The sequence below is a fragment of the Herbidospora sp. RD11066 genome (assembly GCF_054661255.1).
Window position 1 is genome coordinate 60,979 of record NZ_BAAGDO010000004.1, and the last position, 19,929, is coordinate 80,907.

General features: G+C 71.5%; 15 protein-coding genes. 11 read left to right on the forward strand and 4 right to left on the reverse strand.

The features are described from left to right. Window positions 1-62: 62 nt before the first annotated feature. The 3 genes from ACYQ78_RS17135 to ACYQ78_RS17145 form a co-directional block, all read right to left on the reverse strand. Complete coding sequence (locus ACYQ78_RS17135; RefSeq protein ID WP_459801844.1) at window positions 63-1,256, reverse strand: pentapeptide repeat-containing protein; 1,194 nt, start codon at window positions 1,254-1,256, stop codon at window positions 63-65. A gap of 188 nt (window positions 1,257-1,444) precedes the next feature. Next, a complete protein-coding gene (locus ACYQ78_RS17140; RefSeq protein ID WP_459801845.1) occupies window positions 1,445-2,731 on the reverse strand; it encodes a hypothetical protein in 1,287 nt (428 codons plus the stop codon). Between the two features lie 217 nt (window positions 2,732-2,948). Next, a complete protein-coding gene (locus tag ACYQ78_RS17145) occupies window positions 2,949-4,688 on the reverse strand; it encodes an acetyl/propionyl/methylcrotonyl-CoA carboxylase subunit alpha (RefSeq protein WP_459801846.1) in 1,740 nt (579 codons plus the stop codon). Window positions 4,689-4,892: 204 nt separating this feature from the next. On the opposite strand from ACYQ78_RS17145, the gene ACYQ78_RS17150 reads away from it, so the two are divergent. Beyond that, the gene (locus ACYQ78_RS17150; RefSeq protein WP_030451352.1) at window positions 4,893-5,165 is read left to right on the forward strand and encodes a WXG100 family type VII secretion target; all 273 of its coding nucleotides are present in this window, start codon (window positions 4,893-4,895) and stop codon (window positions 5,163-5,165) included. Window positions 5,166-5,491: 326 nt separating this feature from the next. On the opposite strand, the gene ACYQ78_RS17155 is transcribed toward ACYQ78_RS17150, so the two are convergent. Continuing rightward, window positions 5,492-9,976: an FtsK/SpoIIIE domain-containing protein gene (locus ACYQ78_RS17155; protein ID WP_459801847.1), complete on the reverse strand. Its 4,485-nt coding sequence runs from the start codon at window positions 9,974-9,976 to the stop codon at window positions 5,492-5,494. A 605-nt stretch (window positions 9,977-10,581) separates the two neighbouring features. Here ACYQ78_RS17155 and ACYQ78_RS17160 point away from each other — a divergent pair. From ACYQ78_RS17160 to ACYQ78_RS17205, 10 genes are all read left to right on the forward strand, one after another. Then, window positions 10,582-11,283, forward strand: coding sequence for a hypothetical protein (locus ACYQ78_RS17160; RefSeq protein ID WP_459801848.1), 702 nt, complete (start codon window positions 10,582-10,584; stop codon window positions 11,281-11,283). A gap of 3 nt (window positions 11,284-11,286) precedes the next feature. Then, the gene (locus ACYQ78_RS17165; protein WP_459801849.1) at window positions 11,287-12,027 is read left to right on the forward strand and encodes a hypothetical protein; all 741 of its coding nucleotides are present in this window, start codon (window positions 11,287-11,289) and stop codon (window positions 12,025-12,027) included. Beyond that, window positions 12,024-13,328: a CpaF family protein gene (locus ACYQ78_RS17170; protein WP_459801850.1), complete on the forward strand. Its 1,305-nt coding sequence runs from the start codon at window positions 12,024-12,026 to the stop codon at window positions 13,326-13,328. The genes ACYQ78_RS17165 and ACYQ78_RS17170 overlap by 4 nt, the downstream gene beginning before the upstream one ends. Then, window positions 13,325-14,206 (forward strand): type II secretion system F family protein, encoded by an 882-nt coding sequence (locus ACYQ78_RS17175; RefSeq protein WP_459801851.1) that lies wholly within the window; start codon window positions 13,325-13,327, stop codon window positions 14,204-14,206. Before ACYQ78_RS17170 ends, ACYQ78_RS17175 begins: the two co-directional genes overlap by 4 nt. 169 nt (window positions 14,207-14,375) lie before the next feature. After that, entirely contained in the window at window positions 14,376-15,314 is a 939-nt protein-coding gene (locus tag ACYQ78_RS17180) for a type II secretion system F family protein (RefSeq protein ID WP_459801852.1), read from the forward strand. A 2-nt stretch (window positions 15,315-15,316) separates the two neighbouring features. Further along, window positions 15,317-15,535, forward strand: a complete 219-nt coding sequence (locus ACYQ78_RS17185; RefSeq protein WP_459801853.1) for a hypothetical protein — start codon at window positions 15,317-15,319, stop codon at window positions 15,533-15,535. Further along, a complete protein-coding gene (locus tag ACYQ78_RS17190; protein ID WP_459801854.1) occupies window positions 15,528-15,962 on the forward strand; it encodes a TadE/TadG family type IV pilus assembly protein in 435 nt (144 codons plus the stop codon). The genes ACYQ78_RS17185 and ACYQ78_RS17190 overlap by 8 nt, the downstream gene beginning before the upstream one ends. Next, entirely contained in the window at window positions 15,955-16,335 is a 381-nt protein-coding gene (locus tag ACYQ78_RS17195) for a TadE/TadG family type IV pilus assembly protein (RefSeq protein WP_459801855.1), read from the forward strand. Before ACYQ78_RS17190 ends, ACYQ78_RS17195 begins: the two co-directional genes overlap by 8 nt. After that, entirely contained in the window at window positions 16,332-16,757 is a 426-nt protein-coding gene (locus ACYQ78_RS17200; RefSeq protein WP_459801856.1) for a pilus assembly protein TadG-related protein, read from the forward strand. The genes ACYQ78_RS17195 and ACYQ78_RS17200 overlap by 4 nt, the downstream gene beginning before the upstream one ends. Beyond that, window positions 16,754-19,882 carry a hypothetical protein gene (locus ACYQ78_RS17205; RefSeq protein WP_459801857.1) on the forward strand — a complete coding sequence of 1,043 codons (3,129 nt, stop codon included), beginning with the start codon at window positions 16,754-16,756 and terminating at the stop codon, window positions 19,880-19,882. The genes ACYQ78_RS17200 and ACYQ78_RS17205 overlap by 4 nt, the downstream gene beginning before the upstream one ends. Window positions 19,883-19,929: the final 47 nt, after the last annotated feature.

Below are 19,929 nucleotides of genomic sequence, written 5' to 3' on the forward strand. Positions count from 1 at the left end.
CCGACAAACCCGACATGGCTGAACTCGGCGCGCATGACGACGGCGCGTTGTCGGGTGCTTCTTCAGCGCGGCAGGACCGAACGCACCCGCTGCAGCGCCAGCCGTCCGTGGTGGACCGCTGCCGCCGCCGCGTGGAGTTCCTCCGGGGTCCGGGCCAGGTAGAGGGCCTGCTTGGCCGCCTCGTAGGCGTCCAGGGCGGCGCGCCAGTCGTGGCTCGGGCCGCTGACCGCGTTGACCTTCATGTCGAAGTCGAGGGTGTCGATCTCCTCGCCCAGACGGGTCACGTCCTCTTCGGCCGCGCGGCGGGCCAAAGCGAAGTTCGCCTCGCTGCGGCGGCTGGTCTGGTGGCTCAGGCCCCAGACGATCAGCGTCAGGCTCAGGCCCAGGGCGCCGGCCAGGATGATCAGCAGCGCCGGGGACATGCCCAGGATCCGGGGCGGCATGTTGCGGCTGTCCGGCTGGGGGCTCGGGTCGTCGCCCGAACCGGTGTCGCCCGAGTAGGGCTCCTGCGGGGTGTTCTCGGGGACGTCGGTGCCGCTGCCCCGGGCGCCGTTCAGGTTCACGTCGTCGGCCTGGATGAAGCTGGCGCCCTCGATCACCGCGCCGGTGAAGTCGGCGCCCTGGAGGTCGGCCTGGGTGAACTGGGCCTCGGTCAGGTCGGTGTCCTTGAAGACCGCGTGCTGGAGCTCGCCCTGGCCGAACTTGGCCTCTTTCATCTTGGCCCGGGTGAAGTCGGCCGTCCGGCCCTTGACCTGGCCGAGTTCGGCCTCGTTGAGGTCGGCGCCGACGAGCTTGGCGTTGGTCAGGGTGACCTGGCTCAGGTTGGCCCTGGTCATGATCGCCCCGGACAGGTCGGCGTGCGGGAACTCGGCCTGGCCGCCCTCGACGTCGATCAGGGTCGCGCCCCGCAGGTCGGCCTGCTTGGCCTGGAGTTGCCCCAGGTCGGCCGAGGTCAGGTCGGCCTCCCGGAGGTCGGCGTACTCGAGATGGGCCTGGGTGAAGTCGGCCTCCCGCAGGGAGGCCTTGCGGAGGATCGCGCCCGTCAGGTCCTTCTGGGTGAAGTCGACCTCGTCGAGTTTGGCGCCGGTCAGATCGGCGCAGCGCAGGTTGTCCGGCAGCTGGCGGCCGTTGGTGAAGTCGGCGCCGCGCAATTTGGGCCCGGAGCCCTTCTGACAGGGCGCGGCCGTGGCATGCGCGGCGGTGGCCGGGGCGAGGACCAGAGTTAAAGCGAACAGCGAAGCGACGACGGCACGCACGGGAAACAGCCTCCTGAGGGGATGCCCCGAGTTTCTCACGCGCCCTTTCGCCCCGCTTGCAGTCATCTTGAACAACCTCGACCCGTTGAATGACCCCGCAGATCGGCCGCGAGCCGCCACCCCGGAATACGGAAAGGCCCCGCGCCTCATCGAGGTCGCGGGGCCTTCAGCCTGAATTAACGGGTGGATTACCAGTCGCCGCCGCCGAAGTCGCCGCCACCGAAATCGGAGCCGCCCCAGTCGCCGCCGCCACCGAAATCGCCGCCACCGCCGAAGTCGCCTCCGCCGTCGGCCGCCACGCCGTCGGCGTAACCGGCGCCGTAACCTCCGTAGCCGAAGCCGCCGAAGGCGCTGCCGAGCATCGTGCCGACGAGCATGCCGGTCAGCAGGCCGTCGAAGCCGCCGTAGTAGCCGTTGGCGTAGGGCTGGTAGGCCGGACCGGCCGCCCAGTAGGGCGCCCGCTGACCGTTGGGCAGCACGACCTCACGCATCTGCGGGTCGAAGCCGCGCTCGATCGCGCTGGCGTCCATCGCGCAGGCCGGGACGTCGCGCAGCGCGCCACCGGGCGGGGCCCAGCGGACGTTGCGGACCGACGGGCCGTGCTGCGGGTTGAAGAAGCACGGCGGGAGCCGCTCGGGCATCGGGAGCTGGTTGACCTTGGCCTTCACGACGGCCAGGGCGTAGCGGCCGTCTTCCAGGGTGGCGGTGACGTCGCGCAGTTCGTCGGCCCGCCGGACCTGCTGGAGCTGGACCTTGGCCTTCTCGTAGGAGTCGAGGGCGTGCTGCCAGTCGTGGTCGGTGCCCGCGGCCGGGAGCATCTTGGCGTCGAGGTCGAGCGAGGTGATCTCCTCGCCGAACTTGGTGACGTCTTCTTCGATGGTCTGCTTGACGGCCTTGAGCTCGGCCGCCTCCTTCTCCTCGCGGCGGCGCTTGTTGCGGCGCGCGATGAGCCAGATGCCGCCACCGCCGACGACGGCGATCACACCGAAGGTGACCCACACGCCGGTGTTGCCGCTGATCGTGTCACCGGGCTTCAGCGGGGCGGTGCGGTTGCCCTGGAGGTACATCTCGGCCCGGTTGGTGAATTCCTTGATCACCGCGACCGGGTCGCCGACGTGGGCGTTGGCCGACTCGTTGGCCATCCGGCCCGCCGCGTTCTGCGGGAACGCGGTGCTGCCGCCGAACAGGGTCGTGCCGTCGATGACCGCCACGGTCGCCGCCGAGCGGCCGTTCTTGTCGAGCTCGGTGAGCAGGCTCGGGACGAACTGGGCGACGTTGGCGCGGGTCACGGTGCCCTCGGGCAGGGCGACCGCGTAGATCGGGAATTCGGAGTCACGGAGGGTGGTGGAGATCTCCGACTGCTGAGCACTCGTCAGGGGAGACCCGCTCACCGTGAACAACCGGTTCGTCTTCCACGCGCCGACCACCGTGGCCGCGTCGGGCGGCGCCGCCGCGGCGTTCGCGGGGGGACTCACCAGGAAAAGGGCGGACAAGCCGAAGAACAGTGCCGCCACGACTGCCCCAAGGCGGCCTAGCGGGTGGGAATTTGTCACGATTCGGGCCTCCTTCGCCCTTCAGGACGAACGGCGTTGCGCGATGGTTCCGCTGACCTCCACCGTATCCGCCCACAGGCCGGGCCACGCGCGCGGATTCCCCTTGCCAACAGGGATGTCCGCTGTGTGCGAAATGCCGTCAGGCGTCTTTGATCTCACAGATGACCGACCCGGCGGTGACCGTCTGGCCGACCCCGGCCGCCAGCCCGGTGATCACGCCCGCCTTGTGCGCCGTGAGCGGCTGCTCCATCTTCATGGCCTCCAGCACCACGATCGTGTCGCCCGCCGCCACCGCCTCGCCGTCCCCGGCGACGACCTTGACGATCGTCCCCTGCATGGGGCTGACCAGCGAGTCTCCCGACGCCGCCGCCTTCTTGGCGGCTCCGCCGGCTCGTTTCGGAGCCTTCTGTACGGATTTCGCGACCGCCCCGCCCATCGAGGGCAGCACCACCTCGATTCGCTTGCCGCCCACCTCCACGGTGATCCGCTCACGGGAGACGGGTTCGTCGGTCTCCTGGACGCCGTCGTAGGGCGGGATGTCGTTCACGAACTCGGTCTCGATCCACCGGGTGTGCACCGAGAACGGCTCGGACGTGAACGCCGGATCGGTCACGATCTTCCGGTGGAACGGGATGACCGTGGGCATCCCGTCGATCTCGAACTCCGCCAGCGCCCGCCGGGCCCGCTCCAGCGCCTGGGTCCGCGTCGCCCCCGTCACGATCAGCTTCGCGACCAGCGAGTCGAACGACTGCGGCACCGTCATCCCGGCCTCGTAACCCGAGTCGAGCCGGACCCCCGGCCCCGACGGGGTGCGCATCGCGGTCAGCGTGCCCGGGGCGGGCAGGAAGCCGCGCCCGCCGTCCTCGGCGTTGATCCGGAACTCGAAGGAGTGCCCCCGCAGGTGCGGGTCGCCGTAGCCGAGGGTCTCGCCGTCGGCGATCCGGAACATCTCGCGCACCAGGTCGATGCCGGACACCTCTTCGGTCACCGGGTGCTCCACCTGGAGGCGCGTGTTGACCTCCAGGAAGGAGATCGTGCCATCCTGCCCGACGAGGAACTCGCAGGTGCCCGCCCCCACGTAACCGGCTTCGCGGAGGATGGCCTTCGAGCTGTCGTACAGGATGACCATCTGCTCTTCCGTCAGGAACGGCGCGGGCGCCTCCTCGACGAGTTTCTGGTGGCGCCGCTGGAGCGAGCAGTCGCGGGTCGAGACGACGACCACGTTGCCGTGGCTGTCGGCGAGACACTGGGTCTCGACGTGACGGGGACGATCGAGGTAGCGCTCGACGAAGCACTCACCCCGGCCGAACGCGGTCACGGCCTCGCGCACCGCCGATTCGTACAGATCCGGAATCTCCTCCATCGTCCGGGCGACCTTGAGCCCGCGCCCACCCCCGCCGAACGCGGCCTTGATCGCGATCGGCAGCCCGTTCTCGGCCGCGAACGCGACGACCTCGTCCACGCCGGAGACGGGATCCGGGGTCCCCGCGACGAGAGGAGCCCCCACGCGCTGGGCGATGTGCCGGGCCTGCACCTTGTCCCCGAGGGAGTCGATCGCCGAGGGCGGCGGCCCGATCCAGGTCAGCCCCGCGTCGATGACGGCCTGCGCGAACCCGGCGTTCTCCGCCAGGAACCCATAACCGGGATGAACCGCATCGGCCCCGGTCTGCCGCGCCACCGCCAGCAGCTTCTCGACGTCGAGGTAGGTCTCCGCCGGGGACTGCCCGCCCAGAGCATGAGCCTCGTCGGCCACCCTGACGTGCAGGGCGTCCAGATCCTGGTCCGCGTACACCGCGACACTCGCCAGACCCGCGTCCGCGCACGCGCGGGCGATCCGAACGGCGATCTCGCCGCGATTGGCGATCAGGACCTTCTCCACCGGGAGCTCCCATCACTCGACCTGAGATTGGAGTGTATGGATCCCTTCGCCTTCACCGCCCGCCGACCCGGTGCTGTGCGCGTATTTCACCGTTGAGCTGCCGAAATCAGTCCTGGGTCATAGCGACTACGCATAACCGGTGCTCAGCCGTGGTCCGGCGTCTACGGTGAGGGCGCCATATCGGTGTCCGTGAAGGGAAAAAAGATGAGTCAGAGCTTGCTCGGCGGTGACCCGGCGGAGATGCAGACCATGGCCGCCCAGTTCACCCAGCAGGCCGACCAGGTCCGCGCGACGATGGCCACCCTCGACCGCGAGGCCGCCAAGGTCGGCTCGGTCTGGACCGGCCCCGGTGCCGAACGGTTCCGCGACGCGTGGCAGAACTACCGGGCGGCCTTCCAGCGCATGTCGGAGGAGCTCAACGAGGCCTCCCGGACGATCAACACGTACCGAGGCAACATCGAGTCCGCCACCCGCTGATTAGGGGGCGTGGTTCCGCGCGCCCGGAACCACGCCTTTAGTGGACGCCCCCTGCCGCCGAATGAGCGGGCAGATCCCTTTCCTGTACGAGCTGAGCGGTCCCACCACCCGCACGAGGTTGCCCGCTTCGACCGGAAGTACCGCTGACCGCGCGACGATATGCCGAAATGTCGGGCGGCCAGATGGCGAATCCGGGTCCGCTCGTCGAGTTTGTGCGCTGTGGCCGCGTTGGTGCCACAACGCGCGCTGTGTCATCAGGCCGCGACACCATCGGCTCGCCCTTCAACCGGGCGACATTTCGGGATCTGGGCGATGGTGCCAGGTCGTCAGGGAACCGCTGTCTGGATCGGGGTGGCCGTGCCGGAGATGATCAGGAGGCCCCGGCCCACGGGCCCGCCGCCCGTCGTCCCCCGGGGCAGCCGGACATTGAACAGATCCCCATCAGCCGGGCTCTGGACCGACAGCAGCACCCCCGTTCGGGACTTGCGGCTCTCCGCCACGAACCCCCGGTATGCCGTGGCCAGATCCCCCGTGGTCCCCGCCACCAGCAGACCGTGGTCGCCATCTCGCGCCGTCCGGAGGATCTCGTCGAGGGCAGACCCCAAGGCCGAGTCAGGCGAGATGAGCTCGGCGTCGTCGACGATCACCACGTAGTTCTCCTGCCCCTCCAGCAGCTTCATCGGGTCGTGTGCCCCCGGCAACCCCCCGAACCCCCCGGAGGCCTGGTCGTCCTCCCGCACGCTCCGCGCGTTCCCGTCGAGCACCGCCAGCACCCCGCGCAACTCCCGCAGCGGACTCCGGCGAGGCGCGATCACCAGCACCGGCACCTCGCGATCGAGCAACGACTGAGCCGCCGTCAGCAACGTCGACGACCGCCCCGACCGGGACGGCCCCGCGATCACCGCCGCCGGACCCTGCCCCAGCAGGTCGATCCCCATGGGCGCCAGCGCATCCCCTCCAGCCCCTAGCAGGGCCCACAACCGCGAGGGAGGCTGGAACCCCCGCGTGAGGTTCATGGCCTGATCGGCGGTGATCCGCGCCGGGAGGGCGTCCACCCGAAGAGGCCTGTTGACGGTGGCGGGAGTGGCAGCGCGCGCCAGGGACTGCAGCGCCGCCACCTGCGCCGGGCCCGAAGGGTCTTCGGCGAGCAGGGCGATCTGGCTCTCCACGATCCCGTGCTCGCTCATCGCCAGCGCCCGCCCGTTCGGCATCCCCGACGGCACGTTCTTGGCCGGTAACCCGGCCAGGCCGTAGTCGGCGGGGTCGGACAGCCGCAGCACCAGCCGGTCGTCGAACACCGTCGAGATCTGGCCGATCAGGCCCGACCGGTCGGAGGTCACCACGGCGCGCAGCCCGACCGCCGGTCCCTCGCGGAGGAGCTGCATCACCCCGTCGACCAGCCGCCCGTAGTCGTAGTTCTCGAAGGCCGCGGTGAACCCCTCCCACCGGTCGATCATCAGCAGCAGCCACGGCTCCTTCAGCCCGGCCGCCCGTGCCTCCGCCAGGGACGCGAACCCGGCCTCCGCCAAGAGCTGCTGCCGCCGCGCGATCTCCGCGCGCAGCCGGGCCAGCAGGCGTTCGACCCGGTCGAGCTGGTCGCGGGTGACCACCGCGCCGCAGTGGGGGAGTGCGACCAAGGGCAGTAGCGCGCCCGAGCCGCAGTCGATCGCGTGGAGGTGCAGGTCGTCGGCGGTCATGCGGGTGGCCAGCGAACCGGCGATGGTGCGCAGGGCGGTCGAGCGGCCACTGCGGGCGGTGCCGGCGATCAGCAGGTGGCCGGGGCCAAGAACCAGGGGGCGGCGTTGCTGGGCCCACGGCAGGTCGGTCACGCCGAACGGGATCGTCTCGCCGTCGGTCTCGGGCAGGGTCACCTGATCGGCCAGGGGAGGCAGCCAGGGGCTCGGCTGTTTCTGCACCCCGCGCGACACCTCGATCACCCGGTCGACCAGCCGGGCGAGGTCGGTCGTGCCGGTCAGTTCGGACACCAGGGCGCTCGCCGGCGGACGCCCGAGGGCCTCCCAGGGCAGGTCGGTCACCCGCACCTGGCCGAGAGAGCCGCCCCCGGGCGCCCGCCCCCCGATGCGAGCGGCCTGGACGGCCACCGCCGGCCCCGCGCCCGACCGGACGTAACAGCGTCCGGGGGCCGACTTGGGGATGTGGGCGGCCTCCGGCCCGTCGATGACGTCGGCCGATTCGCGGGCGTCGGTGACGCGCAGGGCGATGCGGAGCGACGTGTTGGCCTGGATGTCGGCCGTCACGACGCCCGCAGGACGCTGCGTCGCGAGGATCAGGTGGATGCCCAGCGACCGGCCACGGCGGGCGATGTCGACCAGGCCCTCGACGAACTCGGGCAGCTCGGCGACCAGCGCCGCGAACTCGTCGATGATCAACACCAGGCGCGGCATCGGCGCGCGGACGCCCGTCGTGCGGACGGCGGCCCGGCCGAAGATCCCCGGCGCGGTCGCCTGCTGGACGCCCGTCGCCCCCATGATCCAGGTGGTGCCGCGTTCTTCCAGGTAGTCGTCGATGTCCTTCGCCCCGGCGTCGAGAAGGAGCCGTTCGCGGCGGCGGATCTCGGCGGCCAGGGACGCCAGAGCGCGCTGGGTCAGGTGGGCGTCGAGGTCGCTCACCATGCCGACCGTGTGGGGCAGCCGGACGCACTCCTTGAACGCCGCGCCGCCCTTGTAGTCGACCAGCACGAACGTCATCTCGTCAGGCCGGTTGACCGTCGCCAGCGAGCTGATCAGGGTCTGGAGCAGCTCCGACTTGCCCGCGCCGGTGGTGCCCGCGATCAGGGCGTGGGGGCCGTCGCGGCGCAGGTCGATCGCGAACGGGCCGTCGGGGCCCACGCCCAGCACGGCCCGGGTCGACCGGCCGGGGGTGGCCGGGACGTCGATCAGATCGAGCAGTCGCGCGGAGTCGGGCAGCGCGGCCGACGGGTCGTCGCGGCTCACGTCGCGCAGCGGCGCCAGCGCGCGGGCCATGCGGTCGGCCCACGCGGGGGAGACCTGGTCGGGGCGGATCGCGCCCAGGGCGTCGAGGCCGCCGCCGCGCAGCCGGACGGTGCCGTCGTCTTCGCAGGCCACGACGGTCGCGCACTCTTCGGGCAGCAATGACTGCACCTCGTCGACCGCGATCGTGTAGACCCCGGCGGGCGGGCCCTGGCGGAGCACCTGGGGCATACCGGGCAGCGCCCGCATCGCCTGCGCGCCGTCGAGGACGACCAGTACGTCGTAGGGGCGCTCGTCGTAGGTGCCGAACGACGGTTCGGCCGTTTTCGGGGCGCCCTTGCCCAGGTCGTTCCAGCTCGATGGCCCGCCCGACAACCGGCCGGGCTTGAGCAGCGGGCCGCCCTCGTCGCCCTGGCGTTCGGTGATCAGCGCGGCCAGTTCGGCCACTCGCCGGGCGGCCGACTCCAGGTCGCCGCCGACCGAGGCCAGGCTGCCGCTGACATGGGTGACGCAGTGGGGCAGCCAGCGCACCCAGCCCCACTGCGAGGCGCCGTCGGGGCTCGCCGACAACACGACGATCGCCAGGTCACGGGGGCTGTGCAGGGCGGCGGCCTGGGCCACCAGCCAGCGGGCCATGCCGAGGGCGCTCTCCCGGGGGCCGGTCACACCGGCCACGCCCAACCGGCGCATCGCCAGCGCCACCGGCACGTCGAGGGCGCGCGGCACCCGCTCGGGGGCGGGCGGCTCGAAGGTGATCTCGGCGGGCAGGTCGGCCAGGCCCACCCGCAGCCGCAGCGCGTCGGGGTCGTGGGTGCGGCGTTCCCACAGCCGCCGCCGGGGGCCGGTCGCGGTCAGCAGCAGCTCGGCCGGATCGGGGGCCGCGGCGCGCCGGGCCTTCTCGTCGGCGGCGCGGGCGCGCTCGACGGCCCGGTCGAACGACTCCATGGCCAGCTTGTGGTCTCTGACCGCCTGCCGGTGCTGCTTGCGGCCGTGCCGCCGGTCGCTGGCCCACTGGCCGATCATGATCATCGGGGTCATGAACGCGATCAGCAGGAAATACCAGTTCTTGAACGCCCACGCCATGACCAGCCCGAACGCCGCCGGCAGGAACGCCGCCAGCAGCTGCAGCCGGGCCCCTTCGGCCCGCCGCGGCTCCTGCGGCACCTCGATCCGGGCCGCGCGCTCCGGCGGCACCAGCCTCGGCGGACGGTTGTAGGCGAGACCGCCGTCGGGCAGGGCGTCGAGGTGGGCGTCGGGCGGTTCGATGCGGCCGACCGTGAAGACCGAGTGGCCGATGGCCAGCACGGCGTCTTCCGGCCAGTCGGCCGGGCCGGTCACCGGCTCACCGGCCAGCCGCAGCGGCACCGTGCCGACCGGTTCGACGGTGACCCCGGCCGGGCCCAGCCGCACCACGGCCGCCTCGGGCGGGAGCAGGGGGTCGGCCACCGCCACGGCGCACACCGGATCGCCGCCGATCACGTGGGCGCCGAGCCCCAGGCGGTGGACCGACCCGGCGCCGGGACCACCGGCGACCCGTAATTCGGCGGTGCCGCCGGGCTCCTCGACCACCGTGGCGGCCGCCCCGCCGGGGTCGAGCGCGACCCGGTCGCCGTCGCGCAGCAGGCCGAACACGCGCGCGTCGGCGGGCAGCGGACGGCCGTCGAGCCAGAGCACCCCGCCCTCGGGGGCCGCCTCGCGGTCGATGCCGTAGGGGGCGCGGGCGCGCGGAAGGCGCACGACGTTGCCCAGGTTGCGGGTGTCGAGGGCGGTGGCCAGACCGGTGGCCGTGGTCGACTCGTCGCCGTCGACGATCACCTCGCGGTGACCGGTGCTGCCGACGACGGTGAGGGTGATCCGCATCGGCGGCACTCCAAAGGGGGTCGGTGGCGGGGTCACCGTACAGAGATGGCACGGCCGCGCGGCTGCGTATGACCCATTCGGTTGGTGTGTGGACAAGACGCCAGGGCTGTGGGTAACCCTGTGGATAACTCTCGGGACGTCATCAAGCGGCCTGTGGGGTACCCCGTCCGCCAAGTGGGGCTTTTCCCGGCCGCTCCCGGCCTGGATCCGCCCTGTTCACCTGGTGTTTCTGTGGAAACCCTGGGGAAACCGGAGGCCCGGGACGCCAGGCGCGGAGCCTCCCCGAGGGAAACCGGCGGGTTGTCCCCTCTCGTCCGGAATGCCAATCGATATATGCCGAAATGCCATAGCCGTTGCGGCCATGGCCCCATTGAGTGTTATACGAAATGAGGTGGGGCTATTGTGGCTATTGGGAACCGTGGGACATCCCCCACGCGTCCACCTGCGAAAATAGGCGAAGATGTCGTTCTCTTTGACGCCTTGACCTATAACCGATAAGCATGGCTGGCGCTTTCCCTGAACTGCCGGGTTCGGTGGTGTCCATAATGGCGTGATATTTCGTTGCGAATCCTAAATTGCTTTTTTGATCTGGGAGTCCCCTGCCCATGAGGACCAGCGAGAAGCCCGTCCGGGACGCCCCCCGCCCCGTCAACGGAGCCCCCGTCGATCGGCCCACTCTCTCCGGACCGGCCTCGCGCAAGCTGCCGGTGCCACCACGGGAGCGCAAACCCGCGCTCGCGGCCGTCGCCGTGCTCCTGATCATCGGCGGCGCCCTCACCAGCACGCTGCTCGTGATGCGCAGCGGCGACCGCGTCTCGGCCGTCGGCGTGGCCGAGCAGATCGGCGCGGGGCAGCAGATCCCCGTCGCCTCGCTGCGCGAGGTGCAGATCGCCGACACGGGGATCTCCTTCGTCCCCTGGAGCGCCCGCAACCAGGTCGCCGGCACCTTTGCCGCCGTCACCCTGCTGCCCGGCACGCTGCTGACCGAGACCATGGTCACCAGCGACAGCGAGGAGGTCGGGCCCAACAAGGCCAGGGTCGGGCTCTCGCTCAAGGCGGGGCAGTATCCGACGGGGCTCAAGGCCGGCGACGTCGTCCAGGTCATCTATGTCCCGGCCAACGCGCGCGGGGCGGTCACGCCGCAGAAGGTCCTGGTGCCCTCGGCCCGGGTGCACAGCGCCGGGTCGTCGGAGCGGGGCGCCTCGGGGCTGGTCACCGTGGTCGTCGACGCCTCACTGTCGCCGCAGGTCGCGGCGTTCGCCTCGACGGGGGAGATCGCCCTGGCGGTGCTCCCCGGGGCCAGGTAGCCGATGGCGCTGATCGTGCTCGCCGCCGACAAGGGCGCTCCCGGGGTCACCACCGCGGCGACCGCCCTGGGGGCCGTGTGGCCGCGTCCGGTGCTGCTGGCCGAGTGCGACCCGTCCGGGGGCGACCTCGCCTACCGTCTGCCTGCGGCCGACGGCGGGGTGCTGAATCCGGCGCGCGGGCTGCTCAGCCTCGGCGCCGTCGCCCGGCGGGGGCTCCATCCCGACCAGGTGTACGAACACACCCAGAAACTCGTCGGCGGCCTCGACGTGTTGGCCGGGCTGACCAACGGCGAGCAGGCGGCCGGGCTGACCTGGCTCTGGGGGCCGCTGGGGCGCTCCTTCGCCTCGCTCGACCACGCCGACGTGCTGGCCGACTGCGGGCGATTGGGCGTACAACCCGCCATGAACGAACTGGTCGACGAGGCCGACCAGATTCTCCTGTTCACCCGGGCCAGCCTTGATCACGTCGCCCACCTGCGCGAACGGCTGACCCTGCTGAAGCGGAAGGCGGGCGTGGTCGTGGTCGCCGACCCGCGCAACTACCGGCCCTCGCTCGACGAGGTGCGCCGCATCGTGGCGGGCTTCGACGTGTCGTTCGTCGGCGGTATCGCCTACGACCCCAAGGGCGCCGAGCTGCTGCGCGGCGAGTGGGGCGGCCGGCTGGAGCGCAGCCCGCTCATCCGCACCGCCCGCGAACTGGCCGGACGCCTGGCCGACCAGTTCCAGAAGAGGGTGGCCCCGTGATCGACCACACGCTCGTCAAGCGCTTCCGCCAGGAGGTCGGCGACCGGCTCGCCCACCAGCGGCGGCTCGACCAGGCCAGCGGCATCCCGCCGATGAGCGGCGAGGACGAACGCCAGTTCGCCCGCGCCCTGATCGCCCAGGTCCTCGAAGAGTTCGCGCGCGGCGAGATCGGCGTCGGCCGCACCCCGCCGAGCGCCGACGAGGAGGAGGCCCTCGCGGCCGGAATCCACGCCGCCCTGTTCGGCGTCGGCCGCCTGCAACCTCTCCTGGACGACGCCGAGGTCGAGAACATCGACATCAACGGCTGCGACCGGGTCTTCGTCAGCTACGCCGACGGCCAGGAGATCAGCCACGACCCGGTCGCCGAGTCCGACGAGGAGCTGATCGAGCTCATCCAGATCCTCGCCGCCTACTCGGGCCTGTCGTCGCGCCCCTTCGACACCGCCAACCCCCAGCTCGACCTGCGGCTCCCCGACGGATCGCGATTGTCGGCGGTCATGGACGTCGCGGTCAGGCCCGCCATCTCGATCCGCCGGGCCCGGCTCGGCAAGGTCTTCCTGACCGACCTGGTCGGCAACGGCACCCTGACGCCCGACCTCGCCCGGTTCCTGTCGGCGGCGGTCCAGGCGCGCAAGAACATCATGATCGCCGGATCGACCAACGCCGGGAAGACGACCCTGCTGCGGGCGATCGCCAATGAGATCCCCGTCCACGAGCGGCTGATCACGGTGGAGAGAGCGCTGGAGCTGGGCCTCGACCAGTTCCCTGAGCTCCATCCCAACGTGGTGGCCTTCGAGCAGCGCTTGCCCAACTCCGAGGGCCAGGGCGAGATCACCATGGCCGAGCTGGTGCGGCGCTCGCTGCGCATGAACCCGTCCCGGGTGATCGTCGGCGAGGTCCTGGGCGACGAGATCGTGACCATGCTCAACGCGATGACCCAGGGCAACGACGGCTCGCTGTCGACGATCCACGCGAACTCGTCCATGGAGGTCTTCAACAGGATCGCGACCTACGCGCTGCAGGCCGACGAGCGGCTGCCGATCGAGGCGTCCCACATGCTCATCGCCGGGGCGATCGACTTCGTGGTCTTCATCGAGAAGCGCAACGACTACCACCGGGGCGGCGCGCTGAAGCGGTTCGTCTCCTCGGTGCGCGAGGTGGCGGGCTGCGACGGGCGGGTGCTGTCGTCGGAGATCTTCACCGCCTCCGAGGGCGGCGTCGCCGTGGCCCACGCGCCGATCGCGTGCATCGACGAGCTCGTCCACCACGGCTATGTCCCCGCGGGAGGTGGCTGGTCGTGATCCCCTTCGACCCGCTGGTCCTGCTGTCCGGCGCCGCCATCGGCGGCGGTCTGTTCCTGTTCTTCCTTTCCCTGTACGGCTTACGCCCCCGTCCGGCCTCACCCGACACCGGTGCCGAGCGTCTCCGCTGGTTCCAGTCGCTCACGACCCGCGGCGCGATCGCGGCCATTGCGGGCGGTCTGACCCTGGTCGTCACCGGCTGGCCGGTCGTGGCCGTCGGCGCGGTGCTCCTGGTGATCGCCTGGAAGGGCTTCACCGGCGGCGCCGCCGAAGAACGCGCCTCCATGAAGCGCCTTGAGGGCCTGGCCGCCTGGGCCGAATCCCTCCGTGACACCATCGCCGGCGCCGCCGGCCTGGAACAGGCCATCCCCGCCTCGATCCGGGCCGCCGCCCCCATGCTCCAGCCCCACCTGCGCGCCCTCGTCGACCGGCTCCGCGCCCGCATGGCCCTGGGCGACGCCCTGCGCATGTTCGCCGACGAACTCGACGACCCCTCGGCCGACCTGGTGGTGGCCGCGCTGATCCTCAACTCGCGCTTGCGCGGCCCCGGCCTGCGCGACGTGCTCTCCGCCCTGGCGGTATCGGCGCGTGAGGAACTCGACATGCGCCGCCGCGTGGAGGCCGAACGCCGCTCGACGAGACGAAGCGTCCAGATCGTGGTCGGCACCGCTTTGGCCTTCGCGGCCTTCCTGGTCATCGCGAACCGCGACTACGTGGCCGAATACGACTCGTTGCTGGGCCAGGCGGTGCTCGTCGTCGTGGCGGCGCTGTTCGGCGCGGGGTTCGCATGGATGCGGCGCCTGGCACGCTTCGACAAACCGGGCAGAATCCTGGCCCCCTACCGCCGCCCCGAACCTGTCGAGGCGGTGAACTCGTGACCAGGGTTGATATGCCGAAACGTCCGACTGTGACGTCGTCAGCCGTCAGATCAAACCGGTATGGCGCGTTCCAAACGGCATCCTCTGCCCGGGTGGAGACGTCCCATGACCGAGGGAAGGGCGCGGTCTTGCGGCATCAGGGCTGCGCCGCCCCTCGAAAGGTGGGGCTGTGATCGCGACCGCTTTCGCCGGTGGAGTGCTCGGGCTGGGGATTCTGCTCCTTCTCCGGGCGCTGTTCCCGCCGCGCCCTGGACTGGCGACCCGGCTGGCGGCGCTTGAGCTCGCCCGGACCGGGGAGGACGCGCCCAAGACGCCGCTCGTGGCGCCCGACGAGGAGGTCAGTGCGCTGCGGCAGGCGCTCGGGCAGCGGCTGGCCAGGTTCTACGCCTCACGCGGCTGGGAGGTCCGGTCGATCCGGGCCGATCTGACCCTGCTGGGCAAGTCGTTCGAGGGGTTCCTGGCGACCAAGGTGCTGCTCGCCGTCTCGGGGCTGCTGGCGTTTCCGCTGCTCGTGGGGTGGCTGGCGGTCATGGGGTGGGGAGTATCGCTCCAGATTCCGCTCTGGTCGGCGCTGCTGGTCAGCGTGATCTTCTTCTTCCTGCCCGATGTGCAGATCGGCAAGGACGCGGCCGTACGCCGCCGCGACTTCCGGCACGCTGTCGGGGCCTTCCTCGACCTCGTCGCGATGAACCTCGCCGGCGGGCGCGGGGTGCCCGAGGCGCTCATGATGGCCGTCTCCGTCGGCACCAATCCGGGGGTGGACGCCCCCGGCTCCAACTGGGCCATGGAGCGCATCCGGGAGGCCCTGGCCAACGCCCGGATCGTCGGGATCACCCCCTGGCAGGCCCTCGGCCAGCTGGGCGACGAGATCAACGTCGACGAGCTCCGGGACCTCTCGGCCGCGCTCGGGCTCGTCGCCGACGACGGCGCCAAGGTGCGGTCGTCACTCACGGCCCGTGCGGCCACGCTCCGCAGGCGCGAGCTGGCCGAGATCGAGGGCAAGGCGGGCGAACGTTCGCAGTCGATGCTCGTGGCGCAGCTGCTGCTGTGCGCGGGCTTCGTGATCTTTCTCAGTTACCCGGCCGCGATGAAAATGTTGGGATCTTGAAAATGATCGATTACCTGGTGGCGATGATCAGCGTCCGTATCCACAAGGCCAGGACGGCCCCCTCTCGCGGGGCGTCGGCGGTCGAGTGGGCCATCATCACGGCGATCATCGCCGGGGTGGCGCTGGGCCTGGCCGCGCTCATCCAAGGTCTCGTCGAGTCGCGCTCGGCCGAGATCACCACGAACTTCGGCGGCGGTGACAGCGGCGGCGGTGGTGAGTGAGGCACGCAAGGGCCGAAGTAAAGACCGGGGCGCGACCGTCATCGAGCTCGCTCTGCTCATGCCGGTCGTCCTGGTGGTCGTGCTGCTGATCGTCCAGATGGCCCTGTGGTTCCACGGACGGCAGGTCGCCGACGCGGCCGCCCGCGAGGGGGCCAGGATCGCGCGGGCCGGTGACGACGGCTGGCAGGAGGCCGCCGAGGCCAAGGCTCAGCAGATCATCCAGGCCATCGGGCCGGAGATCCTCAAGGCCGCCACGGCGACCGCCTTCGAAGAGGGCGACACGCGCGGCGTGGAGGTGACGGGGAGTGCGGTCCAGGTCGTACCGCTGCTGCCGGAGATCTCCTTCACGATCACGGCCCGCTTCGGCGGGCCCGTCGAGTGTTTCCGGCCCGACGACGGCAGCGGGGGGTGCGCACCGGATGGATGAGCGGGGGTCGATGTCGGTCGAGACCGTCATGCTGGCGCCGGTTCTGCTGCTGTTCCTGCTGTTCCTGGTCGGGGCCGGCCGGGTCGTCGAGGCGCAGGGCGAGGTGAACGGCGCCGCCCGCGACGCCGCCCGCGCCGCGTCGGTCCAGCGGGACGAGAGCGCCGCGCAGGAGGCCGCGACGTCGGCGGCCACCGACGCGCTCACCGACTGCCCGCCGCAGGTGTCGATGGCCGGGACCCAGTGGGAGGAGGGCGGCGTGGTCGAGGTGACCGTGAGCTGCGCCCTCGACCTCGACTTCCTCGGCTTCGGCGCGAACGTCACGATCACCGGGGACTCGGTCGTCCCCCTGGAACAGTTCCGGAGAGTCGAATGAGAAGGGCCGATCGGGGCTCCATGTCCACGTTCGTGGTGCTCTTCTCGGTCGCGGTGTTCCTGCTCGCGGGCCTGCTCGTGGACGGGGGAGCGGCGATCAACGCGAGGTTGAGGGCGGCCGACATCGCCGAACAGGGGGCGCGCGCGGCCGCCGACCAGATCGACGTCGAGACACTCCGGGCGTCCGGGCAGCTGCGGCTGCTCGGCGACGCGGAAGTGTGCGGGCGGGCGGAAGAGATCGTCTCGGCGCACGGCGCCGATGAGGTCGCGATGGGTCAGTGCACGGTCGGGGCGGGCCAGACCGAGGTGACCGTGGAGGTGAGCGTCACATGGGAAGCGTTCTTCCTGGCCGCGATCGGGTTCCCCGGATCGGAGATGACCGCGGAGGCCACGGCGGTCCCCGACCAGGGAGACGGCGCGTGAAGAGGACCCCGGCCGACGTCGCCGCCGGTCTCGGGGCCTTGGTCGCGCTGGCCGGGCTGCTGGCGGGCGTCCCCTATGCCCTGATCCGCTTCGCCGGGCCGCCGATCCCCGCCGAGCTGTTCAATCTCGACGCGCTCCTGAACCAGGTCGGCACCGAGACGATCATCGCCGTGCTGGTGCTGCTCGTGTGGATCGCCTGGGCGCAGCTCGTGATCTGCGTCCTGGTCGAGGTGTACGCCGGGATCCGCCGCGTCGGCCTGCCCGCGCGCGTGCCGATGTCGGGGGGCACCCAGGTCCTGGCCAACCGGCTGGTCTCCGCCGTGCTGGTCCTGTTCACGGTCTCGGCGGTGGCCGTGCCGCTGATGCGCTTCTCCACCGCGCCGCCGGTCCCGGTGAAACCGACACTGGTGAGCGCCGAGACGACGATCAAGGAGCGGGCCCCCCTGGTCTCGCGCGGCGAGGTCAAGAAGGTGTACGTCGTCCAGCCACCCCACGGCCGTCACCACGAGAGCCTGTGGGAGATCTCCGAGAAGTGCCTCGGCGACGGCCGCCGCTACGCCGAGATCTACGAACTCAACAAGCACAAGGAACAGCCCGACGGCTCACGGCTCCACATGGCCGACCTGATCCGGCCGGGCTGGGTCCTCGACATGCCGAGCGACGCCCGCAACGCGCACGTGGTCCCCGCCGACGACACCCGCACGGAGATCCTCAAAGACCACCCGGGCGCCCCGAAGTCGAGCGAGGGCGAACGCATCATCCTCCGACCGGGCGACGACACCCGCTACGAGAACCGCGACAACACCCAGGTCCAGCCCCCGGCCAACGGCCAGCGCCCCGAGACCAACCCCACCCGGCCCCCTGCGGAGACCAGCAGGCCCGACATCAAGCCGACCCCGCCACCCGCGGCCGGCAACCAAACCCGAGTGCCCAACGAGAACAACGCCGCCCGGCCGCCCGCGACGAGCGTGCCCAGCGAGAGCAGCACCGCCCGCCCGCCGGCCACGGGCGACCCCACCCGGCCTCCCGTCAATGGCGGTTCCTCCACGGACAGTCCCGGTGACTCCTCCCTGCCCGACGGCGCGGAGAGCCCCGACGAGATCACCCGCCCCGCCCGTGTGACACCCGACCAGAACCGCCCCGCCACGACCGAGACCGCCAAACCCGACGAAACTCGTACACCACCCAAGAAGCCCATCCCCACCGTCACCGCCACCACCCCGGCCGAGGCGGCCGAGATCGGGGACGCCACGATCCCCCGTTCCGGCGTGATCGCCGCCCCCCAAGGCGGTGGAACGATCCTCACCACCCCCGTCGCCAGCCAGGGCTGGACCGAACAGGTCGACCTCGTCGACTTCCTCGCCGGAGCCTCACTCCTCTCGGCCGGCCTGCTGCTCCTGCTGGGCCGAAGGCGCAGGCAGCAACTCTGGGCCCGCGCCTTCGGCCACCGCATCCAGCGCCCCAGGGGAGAAGCGGCGGCGGCGGAGGTCGCGATGCGGCTGGGCGCCGACGCGCCCGGCAGCCGCATCCTCGACACCGGCCTCAGATTGCTGGGGAAACTCCTCGCGGAAGCCGACGCCAGGCCTCCGGCCATCTACGCGCTCCACCTGTCCGCACGCGGCATGGACCTGTGGGTCCACCCGCCGAGCCAGGACGCCCCGGCCCCGTTCGAGGCCGCCGACGGCGGGCAGATCTGGCGGCTGGCCGCCCACGAGGCCAGAAGGCTCGACGAAACCGCGATGGCCGACGTCCCGGCCCCCTATCCGGGCCTGGTCTCCCTCGGCACCGCCGACACGGGCAGGGTGCTCATCGACCTGGAGGCGGCCCACGGCGTCATCAGCATCGTCGGCGCGCAGGCCGTCGCCGCGCTCTCCGCGCTGGCCGTGGAGCTGGTCACCAACCGCTGGTCGGACACGATGAAGGTCACCCTCGTCGGCTTCGGCCAGGAGCTGCGGGCCATCGCCCCGGAGCGGGTCAACGTCGCGGCCTCGCTCGCCGAGGTCCTGCCCGAGTTCGAGAACGCCGCCCAGCCCGCCGACGTCCTCACCGGGCGCATCCACGGCCGGGCCCACAGCCCCAACCACCCGCCGCACTACCTGCTCAGCGCCGTCCACCCGACCGCCGACGAGGCCAGAAGGCTGGCCGTCCTGGCGAAGAACACCAGGTCGGCGGCCGGATACGTGATCGCCGCGCCGCTCCCGCACGCCACCTGGACGTGGGAGGTCACCGCCGAGGGCCGCTCGGTCATCGAGGCCCTGGGCTTCGACGTACAGGCCCAGTTGCTCCCGCGCCGCCACTACCAGGCCATCGTCGACCTCTTCCGGACCGCGGCGGAGCGGCACGGCGAGCCGCTCCCGCTCCCGGACATCCGCCGCCACGACGAACCCCCGGCCATCGAGGTCAGGATCCTCGGCTCGATCGAGATCTCCCCGGTCAGGGCCCTGGAGGAGGGCCGCGCCGCGCTGGCCAACGAGCTGGTCGTCTACCTGGCCACCCACCCGGGAGGGGTGCACCCGGTCGTGCTCGGCGGCGTGCTCTGGCCGCGCGGGGTGCAGCCCATGGTCAGGGACGCCACCCTGGCCCGCGTCGCCGAATGGCTCGGCAACGATCAGGCGGGCCGCCCCTACCTGTACGCCGACGAGTCGGGCCGCCTCCACCTCAGCGACGAGGTCAGGACCGACTGGTCGATGTTCCAGGACCTGGTGCGACGCGGCGACCCCATCTCCCTGGAGAAGGCGTTACGCCTGGTCAGGGGGCCTCTGCTGAACGCCCGGCCGCCCGGCCGCTACGCCTGGCTGGCCGCCGACCCCCTGGAGTTCGACATCACCGCCTCGGTGGCCGACGCCGCCCACCGGCTGTGCGAGTCGCGCCTCTACCGGGGCGACGCCGAAGCGGCGATCGCCGCCGCACGGGCTGGCCTGCTGCTGGCCGCCGACGACGAGGGCCTGTGGCGCGACCTCCTGCGGGCCGCCCACGCCACCGGCGAGCCGTCGCGGCTGCGCGCCGTGGTCGACGGCCTGCACCGCCGGGCCGCCTCCCACCCGTACGGCGGCGGCATGGCCCCCGAGACCGAAGCCCTCATCGACGAGCTGCTCCCCGTGTGGCGAGCGACGACCACTGCGTGAACCATGCCGAAACCCACACATCACTGGATGACGATGCCGGCTGATCG